Below are 22,168 nucleotides of genomic sequence, written 5' to 3' on the forward strand. Positions count from 1 at the left end.
CGAGCCTACGCAAGTCGCGGCTGCTTTGAAAGGGAGCGGCGGTGCTTTTGCCGGGCTAAATCGCGAAAAGCGGTGTTCGTCTTGCAAATGACGCAAAAGACTGTTCAAAACTCGCCGGGAAATTGGCTTAACGTGGCTGTTTCCGCTATAAAAATCCATCCGATTCTTAACAGAGAATGTGATCCGTTTTGACTGACCAGAGCCCCCCCGGCGGCGGAAAACTTCCGCCAGGCATTGAACCGATTTCCATCATGGAGGAAATGCAGCGGTCCTATCTCGATTACGCCATGAGCGTCATCGTGTCCCGCGCGCTTCCCGATGTCCGTGATGGTCTGAAGCCGGTTCACCGCCGTATTCTTTACGGCATGTCCGAACTCGGCATCGACTGGAACAAGAAATACGTCAAATGCGCCCGCGTCACCGGTGACGTGATGGGTAAATTCCACCCGCACGGCAATTCGGCGATCTATGATGCGCTGGCGCGTATGGCGCAGGACTGGTCGCTCCGCCTGCCGCTGATTGACGGCCAGGGCAATTTCGGCTCCATCGATGGCGATCCGCCGGCGGCTGAACGTTATACCGAATGCCGTCTGGAAAAGGCCGCGCATTCGCTGCTCGACGATCTCGACAAGGAAACCGTCGATTTCCGCGATAACTATGATGGCACGTTGCAGGAACCGGTCGTTATTCCGGCGAAGTTCCCGAACCTGCTGGTCAACGGGGCAGGCGGCATTGCGGTGGGTATGGCCACCAATATTCCGCCGCACAATCTGTCCGAGGTCATTGACGGCTGTATCGCGCTTATCGAGAACCCGGCGATCGAGCTGCCCGAACTGATGCAGATCATTCCCGGCCCGGATTTCCCGACCGGCGCGCTGATCATGGGTCGCTCCGGCATACGCTCGGCTTACGAGACGGGTCGCGGATCGGTCATCATGCGCGGCCGCGCCACCATCGAGCCGATGCGTGGCGACCGCGAGCAGATCATCATCACCGAAGTTCCCTATCAGGTGAACAAGGCCTCGATGATCGAGAAGATGGCCGAACTGGTCAAGGAAAAGCGCATCGAGGGCATTTCCGACCTGCGTGACGAATCCGACCGCCAGGGTTATCGCGTCGTCGTCGAGCTGAAGCGCGACGCCAATGCCGACGTCATCCTGAACCAGATTTATCGCTATACACCGCTGCAGACCTCATTTGGCTGCAACATGGTGGCGCTGAACGGCGGCAAGCCGGAACAGATGACGCTGCTCGACATGCTGCGCGCCTTCGTCGCGTTCCGCGAGGATGTCGTCAGCCGCCGCACCAAGTACCTGCTGCGCAAGGCGCGCGACCGCGCGCATGTGTTGGTGGGTCTGGCGATTGCCGTTGCCAATATCGACGAAGTCATCCGCGTCATCCGTCACGCTCCCGATCCGGCTTCGGCCCGCGAGGAGTTGATGACGCGGCGCTGGCCGGCGCGGGATGTGGAAAGCCTGATCCTGCTCATCGACGATCCACGCCACCGCATCAATGAAGACGGCACCTATAATCTGTCCGAAGAGCAGGCGCGTGCCATTCTCGAATTGCGCCTTGCCCGTCTGACGGCGCTGGGTCGCGATGAAATCGGCGACGAGCTGAACAAGATCGGCGCGGAAATCAGCGAATATCTCGACATTCTGTCGTCGCGTCTGCGCATCATGCAGATCGTTACGGACGAACTCATCGCCATCCGTGATGAGTTCGGCACGCCGCGCCGGTCCGAGATCGTCGAGGGCGGTCCCGATATGGACGATGAAGACCTCATCGCCCGGGAAGACATGGTCGTTACCGTTTCGCATCTCGGCTATATCAAGCGCGTACCGCTCACCACCTACCGGGCGCAGCGTCGTGGCGGCAAGGGTCGTTCCGGCATGGCGACGCGCGACGAGGATTTCGTCAATCGTCTCTTTGTTGCCAACACCCATACGCCGGTGCTGTTCTTCTCCTCGCGTGGCATCGTCTACAAGGAAAAGGTCTGGCGCCTGCCCATCGGCACGCCGCAGTCCAAGGGCAAGGCCCTTATCAACATGCTGCCGCTGGAACCCGGCGAACGCATCACCACCATCATGCCGTTGCCCGAGGATGAAACCACCTGGGAAACGCTTGACGTGATGTTCTCGACGGCGCGCGGCACGGTTCGCCGTAACAAGCTCGGCGACTTCGTTCAGGTCAACCGCAACGGCAAGATCGCCATGAAGCTCGACGAAGAGGGTGACGAAATCCTCTCGGTCGAAACCTGTACGGATCGGGACGACGTGCTTCTGACCACGGCTCTCGGCCAGTGTATCCGCTTCCCCGTGGACGATGTGCGCGTCTTTGCCGGCCGCAACTCGGTCGGTGTGCGTGGCATCAATATGGCAGATGGCGACCGCATCATTTCCATGACCATTGTCGGCCATGTGGAAGCTGAACCGTGGGAGCGTGCAGCCTATCTGAAGCGCTCGGCGGCCGAACGGCGCGCAGCAGGCGTCGATGAAGACGACATCGCGCTCGTCGGTGAGGAAGTGACGGAAGAGGGCGAACTCAGCGAGGAGCGCTATCAGGAGCTGAAGGCGCGCGAAGAATTCGTGCTGACGGTGTCCGTGAAGGGCTACGGCAAGCGCTCGTCCTCTTATGACTTCCGCACATCGGGCCGTGGCGGCAAGGGTATCCGCGCCACCGATACCTCGAAGACGGCGGAGATCGGCGAACTCGTCGCGGCTTTCCCCGTGGACGAAGGCGACCAGATCATGCTGGTTTCCGATGGCGGCCAGCTTATCCGTGTGCCTGTCAACGGCATCCGCATCGCCAGCCGCGCCACCAAGGGCGTGACGATCTTCTCCACCGCAAAGGATGAGAAGGTGGTTTCCGTGGAGCGCATCAACGAGCCGGAAGGCGACGACGAGGCGGAAAACGGCAATGGCGATGAGGCGGAAGACAATCTGCCGGATACGCCTGAGACACCGGAGAGCGAGGCGTAAGCCGCCTCGTTTCTCTCTCGTCAATCAACAGAAAACCCCGCGGCGCTCAGGCACCGCGGGGTTTTTCTTTCGGTCTTATCTGGCTGGTTCGGTTCGTTATCGAATTCGGATATGGATCGGCGCACGTCCGGAACGGCGGGCCACGTGAAGGTGGATGCTTGCTTCCGGCTGGTTGGCGCGCCAGGCGCGGGCGCCATGCGACAGGAGCAGGCTGACCAGATCGCGCGTCTTTGCCTTGGAGCGGTTGAGACCGAGATCGGCGATCCGCATCGCTGCCTCATGAATGGGATGCAGAACCGACAGACTGCTTTGCCCGTTGCCAGACGCAATGTCCGAATAATTCTCGTTAACTGCCATCTTGGAAAGCCTCGCTACACATTACACAATTCGAGGAGACAGGCGATGTTTCGACAATGAACGCCGCCTGCGGAAACATCGGTTACTGGAGTGACGCCCAGCAGCTGACGCCTTTCTTTTTCAATGCATTGCATGCATTTACCGCGGCGTTCTGGCCATCAAAGCCGCCGAAACGGGCGCGGTAGATCTGGGAGCCGTCCTTGCTGAAGGCGACCGTGAAGGGTTTTGCGGAACGCAGGGCCGCACCACCTTTTTCCTGCGCGTTCTGCAGCAGGCCGCGGGCGGAATTTTCGTCCGGCGATGCGCCGATCTGGATCACCCAGCCACCCTGAGGTGCGGCAGCCGTAGCCGACGCCGAAGGGGCGACGGAAGCGGTGACGATATTATCCACCTTGGTCGAGTTGGTGATCATGCTGCGATCAGGAGCGATCGGCGCGCGAACAACCGGATCCTTGCCCTTCTGCCAGGTGGCGGCTTCCATGGCCTTGACGGCAGCATTGGAAGAGGAGCCTGCAAAGGCGGTGACCGGTGCTTCTTCATAACGGGCTTGCGGCACGGGGCCGGCATTGGGCAGGCCGGCATTGGTAGCCGCGACCGCAACGGAAGGAACAGCTGCCGCCACGGCGACGGGCTCTTCGACGGGCGCGGACCGTGTCTGGGCGATCAGGTTGCTGTTGCCGCCACGCGATGCCTGCGGCAGATAGGTCGCGACAAGCTTACGCATGGTCGCGTCACGGGCGGCGCTGGAGCGACCGCCGAGAACAACGGCAACGATGGAACGGCCATCGATTTGCGCCGAAGTGGCAAGATTGCTGCCGGCTGCACGGGTGTAACCGGTCTTGATGCCATCCACGCCCTTAACGGTTCCGACAAGACGATTATGGTTGCCGATAACCTGCTTGCCAAAATTGAAGGTGCGGGTGGAGAAGTAACCGTAATATTGCGGATAATGCTGGCGAAGGGCGATGCCGAGACGGGCCTGATCGCGCGCCGTCGTCATCTGCGCCGTGTTGGGCAGGCCGTTGGCGTTGCGGTAGGTCGTGCGGGTCATGCCGAGCGCACGGGCCTTGGCGGTCATCATTCTGGCGAAACGGTCTTCCGAGCCGCCGAGATATTCACCGAGCGCTGTCGCCATGTCGTTGGCAGAGCGAGTGACAAGAGCGAGAATGGCCTGCTCGACCGTGATGGCGCCGCCGGCGCGCACGCCGAGTTTGGATGGCGGCTCCTTGGCGGCATTGGCCGAGACGGGCACCTTGGAATCAAGCGAGATGCGTCCGGAATTAAGCGCCTCGAACGTCAGATAAAGCGTCATCATCTTTGTCAGAGAGGCGGGATAACGCAAACCGTCCGGATCCTCGCCGTAGAGAACCTTGCCGGTCTTGGCGTCGATGACGATGCCCGCATATTTCGGTTCCGCCTGCGCGGTGCCCACGGATGTTGCGGTTATGAACGCCGCAGCAAGGGTCATCGCCAGAAACCTTACAAAAGACGTCGCACCCGCTTTGCGCGAATGTACCCCAGATACATTTTTCAACACTGCTGAACTCTTCAATCGCATATTTCTGTTCCGCTCGGACACGCCCCGCCCGATAGCTCCGGGGAGAAACTTTATCGGGATGGCGTTACCAAGTGGTTTATGAAAGGTATCCACCCTCCATAAAATGCGACTTTTCGCACGCAATCTGTGCCATGTCGTTTCACGGATTTCCGTCTTTTGCGAGGCGCTGCTCGACATAATGTTTCACGTCGGTGTCGAGTTTTTGCCATTGCGGCAGCAGGCCGGAGGAGAAACGGTAAAAAAGACTGAGATCCTGCCCGACGTGGATATCCCTCTGGCAGTCGCTGCCCGTGGCTTTCTGCGGTGTTTGCGGCAGAAGGCAACGCACAACGTAGTCGCCTTCACTTTCGCGCCGTCCGGTCAGGATAACTTCCTTGCCGTAACCGGAATCGGCGCGCAGGCGATGCAGCAACAATCCGTGCTTCAGCGGTACAGGGTCTCCTTCCGTCAACCGCGCATAGATCGGCCCGAAACGGCCGGACATGTCCTGTGACATGGTGCTTTGCGACAGCTGAATATAAACCAGCCCCGTCGCCTGGGCCGGATCGTCGAATATGGCGCGATTCCCTTCCTCATATCCGTTGAGGCCGGGCCAGGTCAGATAAAGATCGATTCGCTCCTGCTCGCCGCCCTCACGACCGGAAGGTAGGCGCAGCGTGTTTTTCGCGAGATTGAGCCGGTCGTTGCCGATTGTTACCTGCACCTCGTCGGTCGCCGTCGTGTGGCCCGCCTTCAGGATACGTTCGCCATACCATTTGACACCGATATTAAGTGCGATGACTAAAATGAGAAGAATTCCGGCGATGATGGCGGCGCGACGTATCAGCGACGAGGAAAGCAGGGGTGTTCCGTTCTGCATGGGCTTCCAGATTCGTTCTTGTCGCGGGGGCGATTTCCGGGCCGAAAATTGGCTGACAAAGCTTTAACCTGCGGCGATCGCCATTGAAATGCTGTTTTGCCGCTGCTACCTGATAGGGCGCAAGCAAAGGACGGCATATGGCAGCGCGCGACAGATATTCCCGGAAACTCGAATGTTCCAAATGTGGCCATCAGGGTTTTGCCGAAGTGTCGGAATCAGATGAAAAGAGCCGCGCCGATGTCGATTTTCGCGTCGATGAAATGCCGCAGGGGTTTCGCACCGAACGCGCCTCGGGTGATCCGACCGATTTCATGATTCGCTGCGGCCAGTGCGGCAACATATTTCGTTTCCTGCAAAAAACCGCCTATGCGCCCGGAGGCGAACCGCGCGTGAAGGCCTGAACGGGAGGTGCCGGATGACCATGCCGCAACAACCGAACGGGACACCGCCAAGGCGCAAGCCAATCTGGCCGTGGATCGTGCTCTTGGTGCTGACGCTCTGCGCCATCTACTCCTATAATCGCGCCAACGAAATCCTTGCCGAATTGTCTGACACGTTGCCGCCAGCGGTGCTGAACCTGTTCGAGGATATTCTTCGGGGTGGCGGACGACACGGTGATGGCGGCCCCAGTATTGGGGTCTGAGTAGACAAACCGACAATAGGGTTTGCCAGCAGGCTGAGCCTCTCGCACACAGACGTTTTTTAGAGACGCATTAAAGAAAAAAAGCCCCGCAAACGGGCGGGGCAGGTTGATCGCTCGGGGAAAGTTGGGCAATGCCCGGGAGCGATGTGACTATATAAGCGACAATATTGCTGACGCGATAGGCCACTTCCGTCCCAAACAGTACGCCGGCGCATAAAATTTGCTCAAGTGAGGAGGATTTGAGGCGATGAACTCGCTAAATCTGTCAGGCAACTTGACAGAAAGTTGTCCTATTCTTTCCCTTGCCTCGAATTGCACATATTTGCTCCTAACATAAAGAGACATGAGCAGACGCATGGATAAATCCGGAATCTTCTTCGTGGCGCTTTTGCTGGTGCTTGTCGCAATCGTTCTCAGCCTGACGCTGTTTGAATCGTCCCAACAGGTTCCCACGGTTCCTGCGGGCGAAGGGTCTCTGCTGCCGCCGGCGACAACACCTGGACAGTGACCGGATATATGCAGGCGGGCGGACGGCAATGGCTTGTGCCTGCCGGGATTGACGGCCATTTTCAAACCGCTATAAAGCCTCACCACCGAAGGATGGGTGTCCGAGTGGTTTAAGGAACCGGTCTTGAAAACCGGCGTGCGTGAGAGCGTACCGTGGGTTCGAATCCCACCCCATCTGCCATTCAGCTCAAAAATGACCGTTTAAAAAAGGCGGAACGATTACCGATCCGGACCACGTCGTTTGGTCAGGGCTGCGTTGATATTACCCACAACGAAGAAACCCGCCTTTCGGCGGGCTCCAGATTTCACATTTGATCAGATTTCGGGGCAACCCCGTTCGTTGGCGAAGGTGATGCGATCCTGCCCTCGGCGGGTGAAACCCTGAACGACGACGCGGCCAGGGGTGACGCGCACGACTTCAGGATCTCGCAGGCCAGCCTCACGGGCGGCGGCGCGAGCTTCGCGTTCGCTGCAGCCGCGCATACGGGGCGGACCACGGCGGTCAACGTCTCGGTCGCGATCTCGATCGCGGATGACCGGGCGCACGCCGTCCGGACCGATCCTTAATTCCATGTCCTGCGCTCCTGCCGGGATCGGCGCGGCGATGGATACCAAGGCGATGCCAAGCGCCAGACCTGTAGCTTTTATTGACTTGATCATGGTTTCCTCCCTCAGCCGAAAAACCGGCGGAAGCTTGTTTGTTTGCGGGGAAGAAACGCGGCCACACTGCCTTTGTTCCGTTATTTCGGATGTGGGAGGAGGCGCGGACGAGTGTCAACAGTCGATTTCAAGCGCCCAAAAAGAGATAAATCATTAACCACGTTCATTACAATTTTATCGAATTTGCAGAAGTCGTTCGCATTTTCGCCACGTTATGCACAAGATTAAGCGACTGTTAGGTGCTTCGATGGCAGGGGCAATTCATCGAGGCAAGTGAGGGTGCGGTTCTCCGAGCCAATAGCAGCGTGGGGCAGACGATTTGAATTCTACGGTCAAGAAACTCGGCATCAGCACCAGATCGGGTGCGAAGTGGCTTGCAATTTCCGTGCTTTGCGCTGCGACAGCGTCGTGTTCCACCACGACCGAGACCAAGCCTAAGCCCAAGCGCAGCAAGGAATATTTCTCTGAATCGGAATATGGCGTCAAAGCCAGCCCGCGCGTTGCCGATGGCAAGAGCATTCCCAAGGGCGGCGGGCGCGAGCTGATCGGTAATGCCTATACCGTCAAGGGCCGTCGTTATTTTCCGAAAGAAGAGCCGGGTTATAACAAGACCGGTCTTGCCTCCTGGTACGGTTCCGCCTTCCACGGTCGCCTGACGGCGAATGGTGAGGTGTACGACAAAGAACATCTTTCTGCCGCACATCCGACATTTCCCCTGCCGAGCTATGCGCGCATCACCAACACGGAAAATGGCGCGTCGGTTCTGGTGCGCGTCAACGATCGCGGACCTTTCCACGAAGGCCGCCTGATCGACGTTTCCAGCAAGACGGCCGATCTTCTCGACATGAAGGCGACGGGTACGGCGAATGTGCGGGTGCAATATGCCGGCCGTGCCCCGCTTGACGGTCACGACATGCCCTATCTGATGGCGTCCTATATTCCGAAGGGCTCGCGCTCGCCGGGTGTTGCGCCGGAAGGGCAGATCGCAACGGGCGTGATGGTGGCTTCGGCCTCTCCGAACTTCGTGCCGGCTCCTGCCTCCAATCCGAATTATAGCGGTTCGACGCAGACGGCGCTGGTCGGTTCCAGGAAGAATGCGGCCCTGCAGGCCATGCCGCTGGTCAATGGTCCCGCGCCAGCGTTCGAACAATTTGCGATCCTGCCGGAAATCGGTCCGTTCCTGGCTGAACGTCCGGAAGGAAACTTCATGCGTGAGCCGGCGGCGCCCGGCGGCAATTATCTGCGCGTGCCGACACCATCGTCCAAATATGCGGCGGCTTATTCGCAAGAATCTGCTACGGTTTCCCGGACCGCACGTGCCTTCGACAGCGTGCTGGTCGATCGTGGCGCGCTCAACGAGCAATCGATACTCGCCCATGTGAAGCGTCAGCAGGCGAAGTCGCGCTGACGGATTGAAGGGTAGGGCTGCATCCGTTTCGTTTCGGGCGGCCGGTTTCGGCAGGCAGGACTGGGCGGTTTCATGCGCAAGGCCATTTATCGCTCCTATTGTTCGGTGGTCGTCGCGGCCGGGCTTGCATTTTTAAGCGCAGGTGCGGCGCAATCGCAGACTGCGCCCTTCATCGCCAAGGCTGAACAGGCCTATATGATCGATGCCGAAACCGGCACCGTGCTTCTTTCGCAAAATGAGGATCAGTCGTTTCCGCCGGCGTCGCTTGCAAAGCTGATGACGGTGGAAGTGGTGCTGGATGCGCTTTCCAAGGCGCAGGTGACGCCGGAGACCGCTTATCCCGTCTCTGAATATGCCTGGCGCACGGGCGGCGCGCCGTCACGAACCTCGACCATGTTCGCGGCGCTGAAATCTTCCGTCGGTATCAACGATCTCCTGACCGGCATCATCGTGCAGAACGCCAATGACGGCTGCATCATCGTCGCCGAAGGCATGGCGGGTTCGGACCCCGCATTTGCCAAGCGCATGACGGTGCGAGCCGGCGAACTCGGCATGGGCCGCAGCAGATTTACCAATTCCACCGGGCTTCCTGATCCGGGCAACCAGACGACCGCCAGGGATATGGTACGTCTTGCCCAGCATCTCCATGATACTTATCCGGATCGCTATGGGCTTTTCACCAAGCCGGATTTCGAATGGAACCGGATATTCCAGCGCAACAAAAACACACTGCTTGGGAACGGCATAGATGGGCTCGGGCTTGGCTTTGCGGAAGGCAGCGGCTTTGCGGCCGTGGTTTCGGCAGAGCGGGAGGGACGGCGGGTCTATCTGGCGCTATCGGGCATAACAGACGACAAGACGCGGCAGGAAGAAGCCCGCCGAGTGGTCGATTGGGGCCTCACAGCTTTCGAAAAGCGCCATCTTTTCAGCAAGGATGAAGTGGTGGGTTCGGTCAGCGTCTATGGCGGCGATGCCTCCTATGTCGATCTCTCGCCAAAGGAAGATGTCAGTGTGCTGGTGCCGGTCAACAATCCGGAGCGAATTTCCGGACGGATTGTCTATCGCTGGCCGTTGAATGCACCTCTGGACGTTGGCGCCAATGCGGGAACGCTCAAGGTCTTTTCGGGCGAGCGGCTGCTGCGCGAAGTGCCGCTTTATACCAAGGGTTCGGTCGGCAAGGGCTCGCTGACCCAGAATGCGGCGGGTGCGTTGAAGGAACTGCTGCTGTTCTGGCTCTGAAAATCCGCGCCTTGCGCCACCTTGCTCCTATGCTTTTGTTCAGGCACCTCATTTTCTGAAAAGCGCTTCACACTTTTTGGTTCGATGCTGTAAACAGGCATTTCAATATTTCCGGGAATTCCTCGCAGGACGTGACATTGGCCGAAAAGACTGGACTGTTCATCAGCTTCGAAGGCGGCGAGGGTGCCGGCAAGTCGACGCAGATTCGCACACTTGCCGAGGCGCTTCGCGGTCGCGGCTTCGAGGTGGTCGTGACGCGCGAGCCGGGCGGCTCGCCGGGTGCGGAGGCCGTTCGGCATGTTCTGTTGTCAGGCGCGGCGGAATCCTTCGGTGTGCGCATGGAAGCAATCCTGTTTGCGGCGGCGCGCAACGACCATGTCGAGGAGGTCATTCGCCCGGCGCTTGCGCGTGGCGAGATCGTGCTCTGCGACCGGTTTCTTGATTCCTCCCGTGTCTATCAGGGCACGACCGGCAATCTGGAACCGGATTTCATCGAAACGCTGCAACGCATTGCGATCGATGGCGTTGTGCCGGAACTGACGCTGATCTTCGATATCGCCGCCGAAAAGGGGCTGGCGCGCGCCAGAAAACGGGCGGATGAGGGGGCTGCGCCCGACCGGTTCGAAAAGGAAGAAATCGAAACGCACGAGAAGCGACGGGAAGCCTATCTCGATATAGCGCTTGCCGAGCCGCGTCGCTGCCGTATCGTCAATGCCGACCAGCCGGAGGAGAAGGTGGCGGAGGACGTGATGTCCTTTGTCGAGCCCTTGCTCGAGCAACTGGGAACGGCAGTGGGCGCGGCGCATGAGTGAGGTTCAGGGCGTTCTCGACGGCGCGATTGCGCCGCAGCAGAACACGAAGCTTTTCGGGCATGAGGAAGTCGAAGCGTTCCTCGCGCAATCCTATCGCTCCGGCAAGGGCCATCATGCCATTCTCATCGAAGGGCCGGAAGGGATAGGCAAGGCGACGCTCGCCTTCCGTTTCGCCAATCATGTCCTCACCCATCCCGATCCGTCTTCGGCCCCGGATGTCCTTGCCGATCCCGATCCGCAGTCGCTCGTCAGCCGGCAGATCACGGCCGGGGCCTCGCACAACCTGTTGCATCTGACGCGTCCGGTGGATGAAAAAACCGGCCGCGTGAAATCCGCGATCACCGTGGATGAGGTGCGGCGGGCAGGGCATTTCTTCTCGCAAACCTCGGGCACGGGCAACTGGCGCATCGTCATCATCGATCCGGCCGACGATCTCAACCGCAATGCCGCGAATGCGATCCTGAAAATATTGGAGGAGCCGCCAAAACGAGCGATGTTCCTTGTTCTCTCCCATGCACCCGGAAAATTACTACCGACCATCCGCTCGCGCTGCATGCCGCTGCGGCTCCTGCCGCTTTCAGATGCGGATATGGTGCAATCGCTCGATCATCTCGGCATCGGCTCCGCCGGCGAAAAGCGCGATGCCCTGATTGCCGCCTCGAAGGGCAGCGTGGCGCAGGCGCTCAAGCTCACGAATTACGGCGGCTCCGACATTGTCGAGGCATTTGCCGAGGTGATGTCTGCGGAAGGGCCGGGAGCACGCAAGAAGATGCACAAGCTTGCTGAGGTTCTGGCGCAGAAGGATGGCGATATCGTCCTCGGATTCTTCATGGAGCATGTGACGGAAGAGCTGATGGAGCGGGCCCGGGCGGCGGCGATGGCGGGCGATATAGCGGCGGCGGAAAGACATGCGCGGCTTTCCTCGATGCTTGCGGAGCGGATCAGCGTGGCGCAGGCCTATAATCTCGACAAGAAGCAGATGGTGCTTTCCATTCTGGAAGATATTCGCGGCGTCTGAAGGCGCGGGGATCGTACAAATCGTACTCTTCGCTTTCGCTGCTGCGAACAATGGTTTAAGAGCGGTCTATCCAAAAAAACAGCCTGTAAAGTCGATAGACCGTCATGACAGACAAGACACCATTCTACATCACCACCGCGATCTCCTATCCCAACGGCAAGCCGCATATCGGCCATGCCTATGAGCTGATTGCGACGGACGCCATGGCACGTTTCCAGCGTCTGGATGGAATGGATGTGTTCTTCCTGACCGGCACCGACGAACACGGCCAGAAGATGCAGCAGACGGCGCGGGCGGAAGGCATTTCGCCGGAAGAGCTGGCGCAGCGCAATTCCGACCAGTTCCGGGCAATGGGCAAGCTGCTCAACGCCTCGAATGACGATTTCATCCGCACCACGGAAGAGCGCCACCACGAGACCTCGCGCAATATCTGGAACCTGATGGCCGATAGCGGCGACATCTACAAGGACAGCTATGCCGGCTGGTATTCCGTGCGCGACGAGGCCTATTACGGCGAGGACGAAACGGAAGTGCGCGCCGACGGCGTGCGTTATGGGCCGCAGGGCACACCGGTGGAATGGGTGGAGGAGGAAAGCTACTTCTTCAAGCTCTCCGAATACCAGGACAAGCTGCTGAAGCTCTACGAGGAAAACCCCGAATTCATCGGCCCGGCGGAGCGGCGCAACGAGATCATCTCCTTCGTCAAATCCGGTCTGAAGGACCTGTCGATTTCCCGCACCACCTTCGATTGGGGCATCAAGGTTCCGAACGATCCGAAGCATGTCATGTATGTCTGGGTCGACGCCCTGACCAACTACATCACCGCCACGGGTTACATCGAAGACAGGAACGGCCCGCGCGCCAAATATTGGCCCGCCGACGTGCATATCATCGGCAAGGACATCATCCGCTTCCATGCGGTCTACTGGCCTGCCTTCCTGATGAGCGCGAAGCTGCCGTTGCCCAAGCGGGTCTATGCGCATGGCTTCCTGCTCAACAAGGGCGAGAAGATGTCGAAGTCGCTCGGCAATGTCGTCGATCCCGCCAATCTGGTTGCTCACTTCGGCCTTGATCAGGTGCGGTATTTCTTCCTGCGCGAAGTTTCCTTCGGCCAGGACGGCAGCTACAGCGAAGAGGGCATCGCCACCCGCATCAATGCCGATCTCGCCAACGGCATCGGCAATCTCGCCAGCCGTTCGCTGTCTATGATTGTCAAGAATTGCGACGGCCAGATCCCGGCACCCGGCGAATTCACCGAAGAAGACAAGGCGATGCTGGCTTCGGCTGACGGGCTGCTGGCGCTCTGCCGCGAGGAAATGGGCAAGCAGTTGCTTCACCGTGCACTTGCGGCCATCATCGCCGTCGTTTCGGAGACCGACCGTTATTTCGCATCGCAGGAGCCATGGGCGCTGAAGAAGACTGATCCTGAGCGCATGGGCACCGTGCTTTACGTCACGGCGGAAGTGGTGCGCCAGATCGGCATTCTCCTGCAACCCTTCATGCCGGAATCCTGCGACAAGTTGCTCGATCTCGTGGCAGCTGCCGCTGACAAACGCGATTTCGCAGCGCTCGGCGAGGCCGGTCGTCTGGTTCCAGGCACGCCGCTCGAAGCACCGAAGCCGGTCTTCCCGCGTTACGTTGCGCCGGAAGCGTGAAGGCGAGACCGATGCTGATCGATACCCATTGCCATCTGGATTTTCCTGACTTCGATGCTGAGCGCGACGATATCATCGCCCGCGCCCATGCCTCCGGCGTGAGCCAGATGGTGACGATCTCGACCCGGGTGCGCCGTTTGCCCGAGCTTTTGAAGATCGCGGAAAAATATCCGTCGGTCTTTTGCTCGGTCGGCACACATCCCAACAGTGCAGCCGAGGAACTGGATATATCGGCTGACGATCTGGTGCGGCTGGCGGAAAGCCACGACAAGATCGTGGCGATCGGTGAGGCGGGACTGGATTATTTCTACGATACGCAGAAGCCGGAAGACCAGAAGACCGGCCTCATTCGCCATATCGAAGCGGCAAGACGGACGAAGCTGCCGCTCGTCATTCACAGCCGCAGCGCCGATGACGACATGGCCGCTATTTTGCGCGCGGAAAGCGAAAAGGGGGCATTCCCCTTCATCCTGCATTGCTTCTCCGCGGGTCCTGAACTGGCGAAAACCGGCGTTGAGCTTGGCGGTTATGTTTCCTTTTCGGGCATTCTCACCTTCCCGAAATCGCAGGATATCCGTGATATAGCCGCCACCGTGCCGCTTGACCGGCTGCTTGTCGAAACCGATGCGCCCTATCTTGCGCCGAAGCGCTGGCGGGGAAAACGCAACGAGCCTTCCTACGTGGTCAATACGGCTGAAGTTCTGGCCGAGGTGCATGGTGTTTCTTTCGAGCGAATGGCCGAAATTACCACCGAGAACGCCTTTCGCTGCTTTTCGAAGATGACAAGGGTGTAGCGTGGCAATCTACCGTCGTCGCTTCACGGTTCTCGGCTGCGCGTCTTCGCCCGGTGTGCCGCGCATCAACGGCGACTGGGGTGCCTGCGATCCCGAAAATCCGAAGAACCGGCGCACGCGCACGGCCTTCATGGTGGAGCAGATCGGCCCGGATAGTGGCAAGACCACCGTCGTGATCGATACTGGCCCGGATTTTCGCGAACAGATGATTGCCGCAAAGGTGGAGGCCGTCGATGCGGTGCTTTACACCCACGCCCATGCCGATCATCTGCATGGTATCGATGATCTGCGCATCTATTTCGCCATCCAGCAAAACCGCATTCCGATCTATGCCGATCCCGTTACCATGGCGCGCATATGGGACGGTTTCGCCTATTGCCTGGAGACACCGCCGGGCAGCAGTTATCCGCCAATCGTCGAACCGCGGATCATCGCCGACATCGACGTGCCTGTGATTATCGACGGGGCAGGTGGGCCGATACCTTTCAACGTGCATATGCAGCAGCATGGTGATGTACATTCGCTTGGCTTTCGCATTGGCGACGTTGGCTATTGCACTGATGTCAGCGATTTTCCGACTGAGAGCGTGCCCAAGCTTGCCGGCCTCGATATTCTCGTCATCGACGCGTTGCAGCACCGCTACCACCCCAGCCATCTTTCGCTGGAACAGGCGCTTGGCTGGATCGAAAGATTCGCACCCAAACGGGCGATCTTGACCCATATGCATATTCCGCTCGATTATGAGACGGTAATGCGTGAAACGCCTGATCACGTCGAACCGGCTTACGACCAGATGCGTTTCGAAGTCGAGTTCGAGGCGCCCTGAGCATGTCTCTCAAAATCGGTCTCCGGTTTTGGGGCAGGGACGTGCTTTGAAACACTAGTACAGGCGCGTCGCGCTTTGACGTCGCCTGAGAAGGAACAGCATGTCGACCCGGCCTTTCCGTGCACCCAGTATGGCGAGCTTCTTCGACAATCTGCGCGCCAGCCGGTTGCGGGCGATGTTCCGACGCGGCGAACTGGGGCTGGTGGCTCTTGCGGCTCTCATTGGCATTGCGGCGGGGCTTCTGGTGGCGCTGATCGGCGCGTTGAGCACGGCGCTGCATGTTCTGGTCTTCGGCACCGAGCGGCTGAGCAGCAGCGACCTCTCAGGCCCCGTCGTGCTTGCTGGACCGATCGTCGGCGGCATCGTGCTTGGCCTGATCATCTTCATTCTTTCAAAGACCCGCAAGAAACCGATGGTCGACCCGATCGAGGCCAATGCCCTGCATGGGGGCCGCCTGTCGCTGACGGACAGCATCATCGTCTGCGTGCAGAACATCGTCTCGAACGGTTTCGGCGCGTCCGTCGGGCTTGAGGCGGGTTATACGCAGATTGCCAGCGGCGTGGCCTCCAAGCTCGGCATCAAGCTGAAACTGCGGCGAGGGGACATGCGCATCCTCGTCGGTTGTGGTGCTGCGGGTGCGATTGCGGCGGCCTTCAATGCGCCGCTGACCGGGGCGTTTTACGCCATCGAACTCATTATCGGCACCTATACCGTCGTCACGCTTGCGCCGCTCATCGTCTCCGCGCTGGTGGCCACCACCGTTATCGGGATTATCGGCGGCCATGGCCTGTCGATCGATATTGTCGATGCCAGCCGCGTGACGCCTGCGGATTACGTGCCCGCCATCTTTCTGGGTGTCGTGTGCGCGGCGATCGGCATCGTGCTGATGCAGACCGTTTCCTTCATCGAGGAGACGGCCCGCAAAAGCGCCATTCCCGGCTGGCTGCGTCCGGCCATTGGTGGCGTGGCGGTCGGCGCTCTTGCGCTGATTTCACCGCAGGTGCTGTCGAGCGGCCATGGCGCGCTGCATCTCAATATCGATGCTGAACTGACGATTTACGGGTTGGCCGGGCTCTTCCTGCTGAAAGCGGCGGCCAGCGCCATTTCCATCGGTTCCAATTTTCGTGGCGGCCTGTTTTTCGCCTCGCTGTTCATGGGTTCGCTTCTGGGTAAGGTTTTCGCGCTCTGCGCCCCCTATATCGGCTATGGCTCGACAGCGCCCATCGTTTATGCCGTGATTGGTATGAGCGCCTTTGCCGCCGCCATCATCGGTGGCCCTTTGACGATGACGTTCCTGGCGCTGGAACTGACTGGCGACTTCCAGATCACCGCTCTGGTGCTTGCCGCCGTCATCACCACCTCGCTGGTGGTGCGCACGACCTTCGGTTATTCCTTCGCCACCTGGCGTTTTCACCTGCGCGGAGAGAGTATTCGCAGCGCCCATGATATTGGCTGGATCCGCGACCTGACGGTTGGCAAGATGATGCGTGCCGATATCCGAAAGGCCAATGTCAGCATGGGGCTCCCGGCCTTCAAGGAGAAATTCCCGCTCGGTTCGACGCAGCGGGTGATCATGACTCATGATGACGGGCGTTATGCCGGCATCGTCCTCGTGCCGGAAATCTACGCCGACCCGATGGATCGTGATCCGAGCAAGATCAGCCTTGAGACCTATCTGCAATATAAGAACGACGTGCTGCTGCCGACCATGAATGCACGTCAGGCGGCAGCGGCCTTCGATGCCACGGAAAGCGAAGCGCTGGTCGTTGTTAATGACAAGATAGAGAACCGCCCGGTTGGTCTGCTCACCGAAAGCCATACGCTCAGGCGCTACAGCGAAGAGCTGGAACTGAGACGCCGGGAGGCGTCAGGAGAGTTGTAGAGTTAGATTAGAAAATTCTCTTTATACATTGATATAATTATATTTAACTCAGTTTTTTATACCGGTCGTATTTATTTGCAAGCAAAGGAATGAGCGCGGCTCGTTGATGTGCCTGCACGCGAAATCCTTGAATTCTTAGCAAATTAGTTCCATAATCTATCTTATGCGATTATCGTATGTAGCCGCAAAGTTAAAGTGTCCTCTTCCTGCAAAGTTGGAATGTCACACTCCCCGGGTCTGATTGGCCTCTGGGAGATTGCAGATGGGACTGATTACGATGAGCGAGCGGGATTTGCAGCGGATCGCGGTTTTGTCGAAAGTCATGGCCGGTCGAATGACGATGGTGTCAGCGGCACATGTGCTTGACCTGAGTGAGCGTCAGGTCCGCCGACTGCTGGACCGAATCCGGACTGGTGGTGCTGCGTCGATCCGGCACAAGGCCATCGGCCGACCGTCGAACAACCGGATCAGTGACGGCGTTCGCGATTACGCGGTAGCGTTGGTTCGTGAGCACTATGCGGACTTCGGACCGACCCTGGCGACCGAGAAGCTGGCCGAGCGTGATGGTTTGCGGGTTTCGCGTGAGACCGTCCGCGGCTGGATGGTGGATGCTGGCTTGTGGTTGTCGCGCAAGCAGCGCCGGACGTTTCATCAACCGAGATTACGTCGCGAGGCCTATGGCGAGCTGGTGCAGATCGATGGATCGCATCACTGGTGGTTCGAGAATCGCGGACCAAAATGCGCCCTTCTCGTCTATATCGATGACGCTACCGGCAATCCTGACATCGAAATTTGGAATTGCCAACAATGTTACAGATGGTGCTCGGTAGGATCACGCCTCCTCATAACGAAGTGCAAAATGCCGGACGTCCATAACCAAGCCGCTCTAGTCTGACGTGTTAAAGGCGTGCGTCTGAGTAGACCGGGCGTTCTTAGGTGAACTGAGAGGTGCCCGCTGCTTTATCAAAGCGGCGAGCCTCGAGTTCTTTTTCATCTACGAACATAAACATTGCGCCATCACCCCAGGTAGGCATGAGCCGCCAGAGATAGGTCTCGGCATTGATTGTCAGCACATGCCGCCAACGTTCGCCGGCGGAAAGGACGCCCTCGGCGTGAGCCAGTTCGCTGTCTGCTTTACCCATGGAGATCAATTCTACGTTGCCATGCATTCTTTGTTGAATCGGTTGCTCCCATCCCCCAAGCTGATCTCCGCCGCCCTCCTTCATCTCGAAGCGCTCATCCGCAAGGTCGATATAGGCGTGCCGGCTGAGACGCGGACTGATCGACCAGCCAGAGACGGGAATAAGCGGCTCGGACTTGACGTCGGCCTCCCAAGGCTCGGACATCCGGGAGCCGTAATCGCTCACCCCCTTCTGCCAGGCCTCGCGCACGACCTGAGGTGTCGGGCGTCGTTCCAATCCACCCGCGTCACTCCACAAAAGAGCAATGCCCCCGCTGGGCGATTGCGTAGGATACCAGTCGGCGAAGGGATCATTGAACGCCCACAACATACCGCGATCCGGGAGGGAAGGATCGAAGCCGGGTTCGCGCGCGATGACCGAAAGGTTCACCTGCGCGAGAAAGGCCATGGGCGTCTCGTGCGCCAGATGCTCGATGACGAATTCCACGCAAGGTTCCGTCTCGTCGGCGCCCGCGCCGTTTGTGAGGCTCGTCCGGAGCCTCTTCGCAGTGCCATCTGGGTCGGCCAGTGCCGGACGGGTCGGCCAGATGATCCCCGGTGGGAGATCCGGCTCACCTCCCACTTTGCTTACGCCGACGGAGAGTGCGGCGTCGGTCACTGGATCATCGTGACGGAACCAGATTGTTGGCAGCGCCGTGTTGACGAGCGCGCGCGACAACGCCGTGTCGAGGTTCAAAGTGTTGCAGGCGCGCTGGATGGAGAGCGAATCAGCGAATGCGGTCATGTTCCATTCTCTTTCGACATTCCACCAGAATCAGAGAGTAGGGAGTTTTGTGGCATCTGCAATGACCGCTTTGGGCGCAAAGCAGTCGTTTCGGTTGAGAAAGCTAAAGCCGAAGCGGGTGTTCCATCACCCGCCCCCTCCCTGACCTTGCAACCCGGCCCAGCCGGTCCGGTCGGGGGCTGATTGTCGGAGCAAGTGTCCATTTCTAACCGGCTGGCAGAGCGACAGGTGACATTTTAACATTGCAAAATCCGCGACAATTTAACCTTGCTGCCACATCGTATGTGGCGGCTATTTAGTAATTCGACAGTCCGGCAAGATAGAAATGCGACCCTCTCCTCGCATAACGCTGGTCAATGTCAACGTTGGAAGTCGCCACGCCCCGTTCGACCACAATTTCAGAAAAATCGCACCGTGCCACGGCTGTCTGCAGCGCAAACGCAATCCCGGTCGACGACCGCGTTCATGACCGATCCGTGTTTGCAAGATAGGCCTTGAATAGACATCACACCCGGTTTTTACCGGGAATGTCGCAGGGCCAATCTGCGCATTTGCGCAGTATCGAACGCGCAGATTTCATGGTTTCTGTCGCGCAGCAGACATCCGGGCCGTGGCGCTTAGTCGGTTGTCAGCCCCGATCCCGGCATAGCCCCTAGAATTCGACAGCAGAACAGCCTTGGAACAGAAAATCAATTCTCACTTGTCTCGCAGATCGCTGCTTACCCTGGCCATCAGTTCATTCCTGGCTGCAGGTTGCGAGCAGGTTCCCAAGACGAAACTCGAAGTTGTCGCGGCTACCCTGCCCGAAAATAAAAATGAAACGACGACAGCCCCAAAAACGGCGAAGGACAACAGGCCAAAGCCTGCGGGTACCGGTTTCGCTTACGACGAAATTTATGCTGCGCTGGCGGATGGTGGCTTTGACGTTCCAGCAGTCAATTACCGCGCCATTGACCCACAATACCTCCGACAGGAGGTCGAATACATCACCGCAGAGCCTGCCTATTCCATTGTCGTAGATACAAATGAGCGGTTCCTCTACTGGGTTCTTCCCCGTGGCCGAGCCATACGCTACGGCGTGGGGCTCGGAACTCAGGGACGATCATGGAAAGGACGCGCTGTCGTTCAATGGAAACAGAAATGGCCGAGGTGGAAGGCGCCGGACGATATGATCGCACGCAATCCTGAACTCAAGCCCTACGGTGTTGAAGCAGGTGGAATGGCCCCCGGCCCCAGGAACCCTCTCGGTGCGCGCGCCATGTACATTTTCCAGAACGGCAAGGATACGCTCTATCGTATTCACGGATCACCAAGCTGGAGAACCATAGGCAAAAACTCTTCCTCGGGTTGCGTAAGAATGCTGATGCAGGATGCGATCGATCTTTATGATCGAGTGAAAGGGAAAACACCCCTTTTGGTCATCTGATAACGTCAATCTGAGCGGGAAATGATCAAGAATAACCGCTGCGGGTCAAATTTACGCCATAAACGACACCATATCTCGCGGTCGTTCGGTTTAGCGGATCTGGGGCCTTTCGGTCGTGGAAACGCAACATCGCAGCGCTCCAGACCTCGTGATTGAGGCGTGGGGCAACACATATCGAGCAGCGGGAGAGACCGATTTCTCCCAACATCGGCGCCGACGGAGCAACCACCCCGGAAACTCTCAGGCAAATGGACCGCTGCAAGATCATACAAACTCTGAAAAGCGGGCTTATTGCTCGCGCCGATGGTGTAAGTTCGCCGAAACACGGTGAGCGAATCTCTCAGGCCAATGACAGAGGGGGTGCCAAAAAGCCCAAGAAAACGGGCAAGGAGCACCTATGGCTGGAAGTCACCCTTCCCTATCGACAGTCAATTGCGTTGACGCAGTTTCAAGACCATTTTCATTGACAATGGCGGCAATTCCATTTGCCGCACACGACCTTGTCAGGCGTTGCGGATTCCCGCGCGTCGGCGCTCATGCCAGCCGGCGTCAGCGGCGGCATCTCACCCCAGTCACCTTCAAAATTTAAACGGTTCTACGCGGCTTCACCGGGCAATGGCGCTCGACAGGTGTGACGCAAGCACCTCGCGATCCGCCATCTCGCGATGAGACCCGTATGCGGTTCTTGTACGAACACACCTAATTCAGGAAATTTAAAATGGTCGATTGGGAAGATTTGCGATTTTTCTCCGCCTTTGCTCACCACGGTTCGATCACGGCAACCGCCAAGGCGCTACGCGTCGATCATACGACCGTCAGTCGGCGCATCACATCGCTGGAAACCTCACTTTCGGTAAAGCTTGTGGATCGCAGGCCACGATCATATGTGCTGACCGATATGGGCCGCGACGTCGCGAACTTCGCCGAGGAAATGAGCAGATCGGCATTTGCTCTGAGCCGCTGCGCCGGTTCCGGTCAGAACGGTATCGAAGGTGATATCGTGGTATCCGCGCCGCCATCGCTGCTCTACAGTTTCATTGCGCCGCAAATCTCCGCGCTGCAATCTCAGCATCCTGACGTAAGGCTCCGTCTTGTCGGCACCATGGAGGCGATGTCCCTCTCCAAGGGAGAAGCGGATATTGCCATCAGCCTGAAGCGGCCGAGCGAAGCCACGCTGGTTGCGCGCCGCCTTGGACAATTGTCCTATTTCCTCTATGCCGACCCTGCCTACCCGACAAGAAACGGCCCTCCTCTCTATATCAGTTACGATGTTACCATGCGGGAGTCGGATCACTATCGCTGGCTTGATGACAGGCTTTCCGCCGACGAGGTGTTCATGTGCAGCAACGACCTGCGCATACAGGCTGCTGCTGCCGCCGGCGGCTGTGGGGTGGCGCTGCTGCCCGCCTACCTCGCCGCGGAACACGGTCTTGTGAGGTTCGATCCACTCGATCCGGGTGTCAGGATCGACGTTTGGCTGGTGATCCACGAAGACGTGCGCGACACGCCACGGATACGTGTTGCCATGGACTTTATCAGTGAAAGTCTCAAGCCCTTGTGGCGTTCCTGATTATGTGCAGATCAAGCCTGCGCCATTGCCGAATTTTCCGGGATTTGG

19 protein-coding genes, 1 tRNA gene, 1 pseudogene and 1 riboswitch are annotated in these 22,168 nt (G+C 58.6%); of the genes and pseudogenes, 16 read left to right on the plus strand and 5 right to left on the minus strand.

Annotated elements, in window-relative coordinates; translation table 11 throughout:
• Window positions 1–188: 188 nt before the first annotated feature.
• Window positions 189–2,981, plus strand: a complete 2,793-nt coding sequence (gyrA, locus tag AKG12_RS07855) for a DNA gyrase subunit A (RefSeq protein ID WP_052818430.1) — start codon at window positions 189–191, stop codon at window positions 2,979–2,981.
• A gap of 96 nt (window positions 2,982–3,077) precedes the next feature.
• Here gyrA and AKG12_RS07860 read toward each other — a convergent pair whose 3' ends face one another.
• The 3 genes from AKG12_RS07860 to AKG12_RS07870 all read right to left on the minus strand — a co-directional run bounded on the left by AKG12_RS07860 (window position 3,078) and on the right by AKG12_RS07870 (window position 5,755).
• The gene (locus AKG12_RS07860; RefSeq protein WP_046800148.1) at window positions 3,078–3,338 is read right to left on the minus strand and encodes a hypothetical protein; all 261 of its coding nucleotides are present in this window, start codon (window positions 3,336–3,338) and stop codon (window positions 3,078–3,080) included.
• A gap of 82 nt (window positions 3,339–3,420) precedes the next feature.
• Entirely contained in the window at window positions 3,421–4,896 is a 1,476-nt protein-coding gene (locus tag AKG12_RS07865) for a D-alanyl-D-alanine carboxypeptidase family protein (RefSeq protein ID WP_052818431.1), read from the minus strand.
• Window positions 4,897–5,035: 139 nt separating this feature from the next.
• Complete coding sequence (locus AKG12_RS07870) at window positions 5,036–5,755, minus strand: hypothetical protein (protein ID WP_052818432.1); 720 nt, start codon at window positions 5,753–5,755, stop codon at window positions 5,036–5,038.
• A gap of 137 nt (window positions 5,756–5,892) precedes the next feature.
• Here AKG12_RS07870 and AKG12_RS07875 point away from each other — a divergent pair, with 137 nt between their 5' ends.
• From AKG12_RS07875 to AKG12_RS07890, 4 genes are all read left to right on the plus strand, one after another.
• On the plus strand, window positions 5,893–6,156 hold the full coding sequence (locus AKG12_RS07875; RefSeq protein ID WP_052818433.1) for a hypothetical protein: 264 nt from the start codon (window positions 5,893–5,895) through the stop codon (window positions 6,154–6,156).
• Window positions 6,157–6,170: 14 nt separating this feature from the next.
• Window positions 6,171–6,398, plus strand: a complete 228-nt coding sequence (locus AKG12_RS07880) for a hypothetical protein (protein WP_052818434.1) — start codon at window positions 6,171–6,173, stop codon at window positions 6,396–6,398.
• A 355-nt stretch (window positions 6,399–6,753) separates the two neighbouring features.
• A complete protein-coding gene (locus AKG12_RS07885; RefSeq protein WP_052818435.1) occupies window positions 6,754–6,906 on the plus strand; it encodes a hypothetical protein in 153 nt (50 codons plus the stop codon).
• 90 nt (window positions 6,907–6,996) lie between these two features.
• Window positions 6,997–7,086: transfer RNA gene (locus tag AKG12_RS07890), tRNA-Ser, on the plus strand.
• A 134-nt stretch (window positions 7,087–7,220) separates the two neighbouring features.
• Here the strand turns inward: AKG12_RS07890 and AKG12_RS07895 are convergent.
• Window positions 7,221–7,565: a hypothetical protein gene (locus AKG12_RS07895; RefSeq protein ID WP_052818436.1), complete on the minus strand. Its 345-nt coding sequence runs from the start codon at window positions 7,563–7,565 to the stop codon at window positions 7,221–7,223.
• A gap of 319 nt (window positions 7,566–7,884) precedes the next feature.
• On the opposite strand from AKG12_RS07895, the gene AKG12_RS07900 reads away from it, so the two are divergent.
• The 9 genes and pseudogenes from AKG12_RS07900 to AKG12_RS07940 all read left to right on the plus strand — a co-directional run.
• Window positions 7,885–8,973, plus strand: a complete 1,089-nt coding sequence (locus AKG12_RS07900) for a septal ring lytic transglycosylase RlpA family protein (protein ID WP_052818437.1) — start codon at window positions 7,885–7,887, stop codon at window positions 8,971–8,973.
• Between the two features lie 72 nt (window positions 8,974–9,045).
• Window positions 9,046–10,212, plus strand: a complete 1,167-nt coding sequence (locus AKG12_RS07905) for a D-alanyl-D-alanine carboxypeptidase family protein (RefSeq protein WP_052818438.1) — start codon at window positions 9,046–9,048, stop codon at window positions 10,210–10,212.
• Between the two features lie 137 nt (window positions 10,213–10,349).
• Window positions 10,350–11,024, plus strand: coding sequence for a dTMP kinase (tmk, locus tag AKG12_RS07910; RefSeq protein WP_052818439.1), 675 nt, complete (start codon window positions 10,350–10,352; stop codon window positions 11,022–11,024).
• Window positions 11,017–12,042 carry a DNA polymerase III subunit delta' gene (locus AKG12_RS07915; RefSeq protein WP_052818440.1) on the plus strand — a complete coding sequence of 342 codons (1,026 nt, stop codon included), beginning with the start codon at window positions 11,017–11,019 and terminating at the stop codon, window positions 12,040–12,042. The genes tmk and AKG12_RS07915 overlap by 8 nt, the downstream gene beginning before the upstream one ends.
• A gap of 104 nt (window positions 12,043–12,146) precedes the next feature.
• Window positions 12,147–13,697, plus strand: coding sequence for a methionine--tRNA ligase (gene metG / locus AKG12_RS07920; protein ID WP_052818441.1), 1,551 nt, complete (start codon window positions 12,147–12,149; stop codon window positions 13,695–13,697).
• A gap of 11 nt (window positions 13,698–13,708) precedes the next feature.
• Window positions 13,709–14,491, plus strand: coding sequence for a TatD family hydrolase (locus AKG12_RS07925; RefSeq protein WP_046800159.1), 783 nt, complete (start codon window positions 13,709–13,711; stop codon window positions 14,489–14,491).
• A 1-nt stretch (window position 14,492) separates the two neighbouring features.
• Complete coding sequence (locus tag AKG12_RS07930; RefSeq protein ID WP_052818442.1) at window positions 14,493–15,317, plus strand: MBL fold metallo-hydrolase; 825 nt, start codon at window positions 14,493–14,495, stop codon at window positions 15,315–15,317.
• Window positions 15,318–15,417: 100 nt separating this feature from the next.
• On the plus strand, window positions 15,418–17,199 hold the full coding sequence (locus AKG12_RS07935) for a chloride channel protein (RefSeq protein WP_080842149.1): 1,782 nt from the start codon (window positions 15,418–15,420) through the stop codon (window positions 17,197–17,199).
• 262 nt (window positions 17,200–17,461) lie between these two features.
• A pseudogene (locus AKG12_RS07940) lies at window positions 17,462–17,974 on the plus strand (helix-turn-helix domain-containing protein); the annotation flags it as partial.
• A 157-nt stretch (window positions 17,975–18,131) separates the two neighbouring features.
• On the opposite strand, the gene AKG12_RS07945 reads toward AKG12_RS07940, so the two are convergent.
• On the minus strand, window positions 18,132–19,124 hold the full coding sequence (locus AKG12_RS07945) for a DUF1963 domain-containing protein (protein WP_052818443.1): 993 nt from the start codon (window positions 19,122–19,124) through the stop codon (window positions 18,132–18,134).
• 676 nt (window positions 19,125–19,800) lie between these two features.
• On the opposite strand from AKG12_RS07945, the gene AKG12_RS07950 reads away from it, so the two are divergent.
• Window positions 19,801–20,550, plus strand: coding sequence for a L,D-transpeptidase (locus AKG12_RS07950; protein ID WP_232370416.1), 750 nt, complete (start codon window positions 19,801–19,803; stop codon window positions 20,548–20,550).
• Window positions 20,551–20,722: 172 nt separating this feature from the next.
• Window positions 20,723–20,816, plus strand: a riboswitch (glycine riboswitch).
• Window positions 20,817–21,268: 452 nt separating this feature from the next.
• A complete protein-coding gene (locus AKG12_RS07960; protein WP_052818445.1) occupies window positions 21,269–22,120 on the plus strand; it encodes a LysR family transcriptional regulator in 852 nt (283 codons plus the stop codon).
• Window positions 22,121–22,168: the final 48 nt, after the last annotated feature.

This window comes from Agrobacterium sp. SUL3 (assembly GCF_001263295.1).
Taxonomy (GTDB): domain Bacteria; phylum Pseudomonadota; class Alphaproteobacteria; order Rhizobiales; family Rhizobiaceae; genus Agrobacterium; species Agrobacterium tomkonis.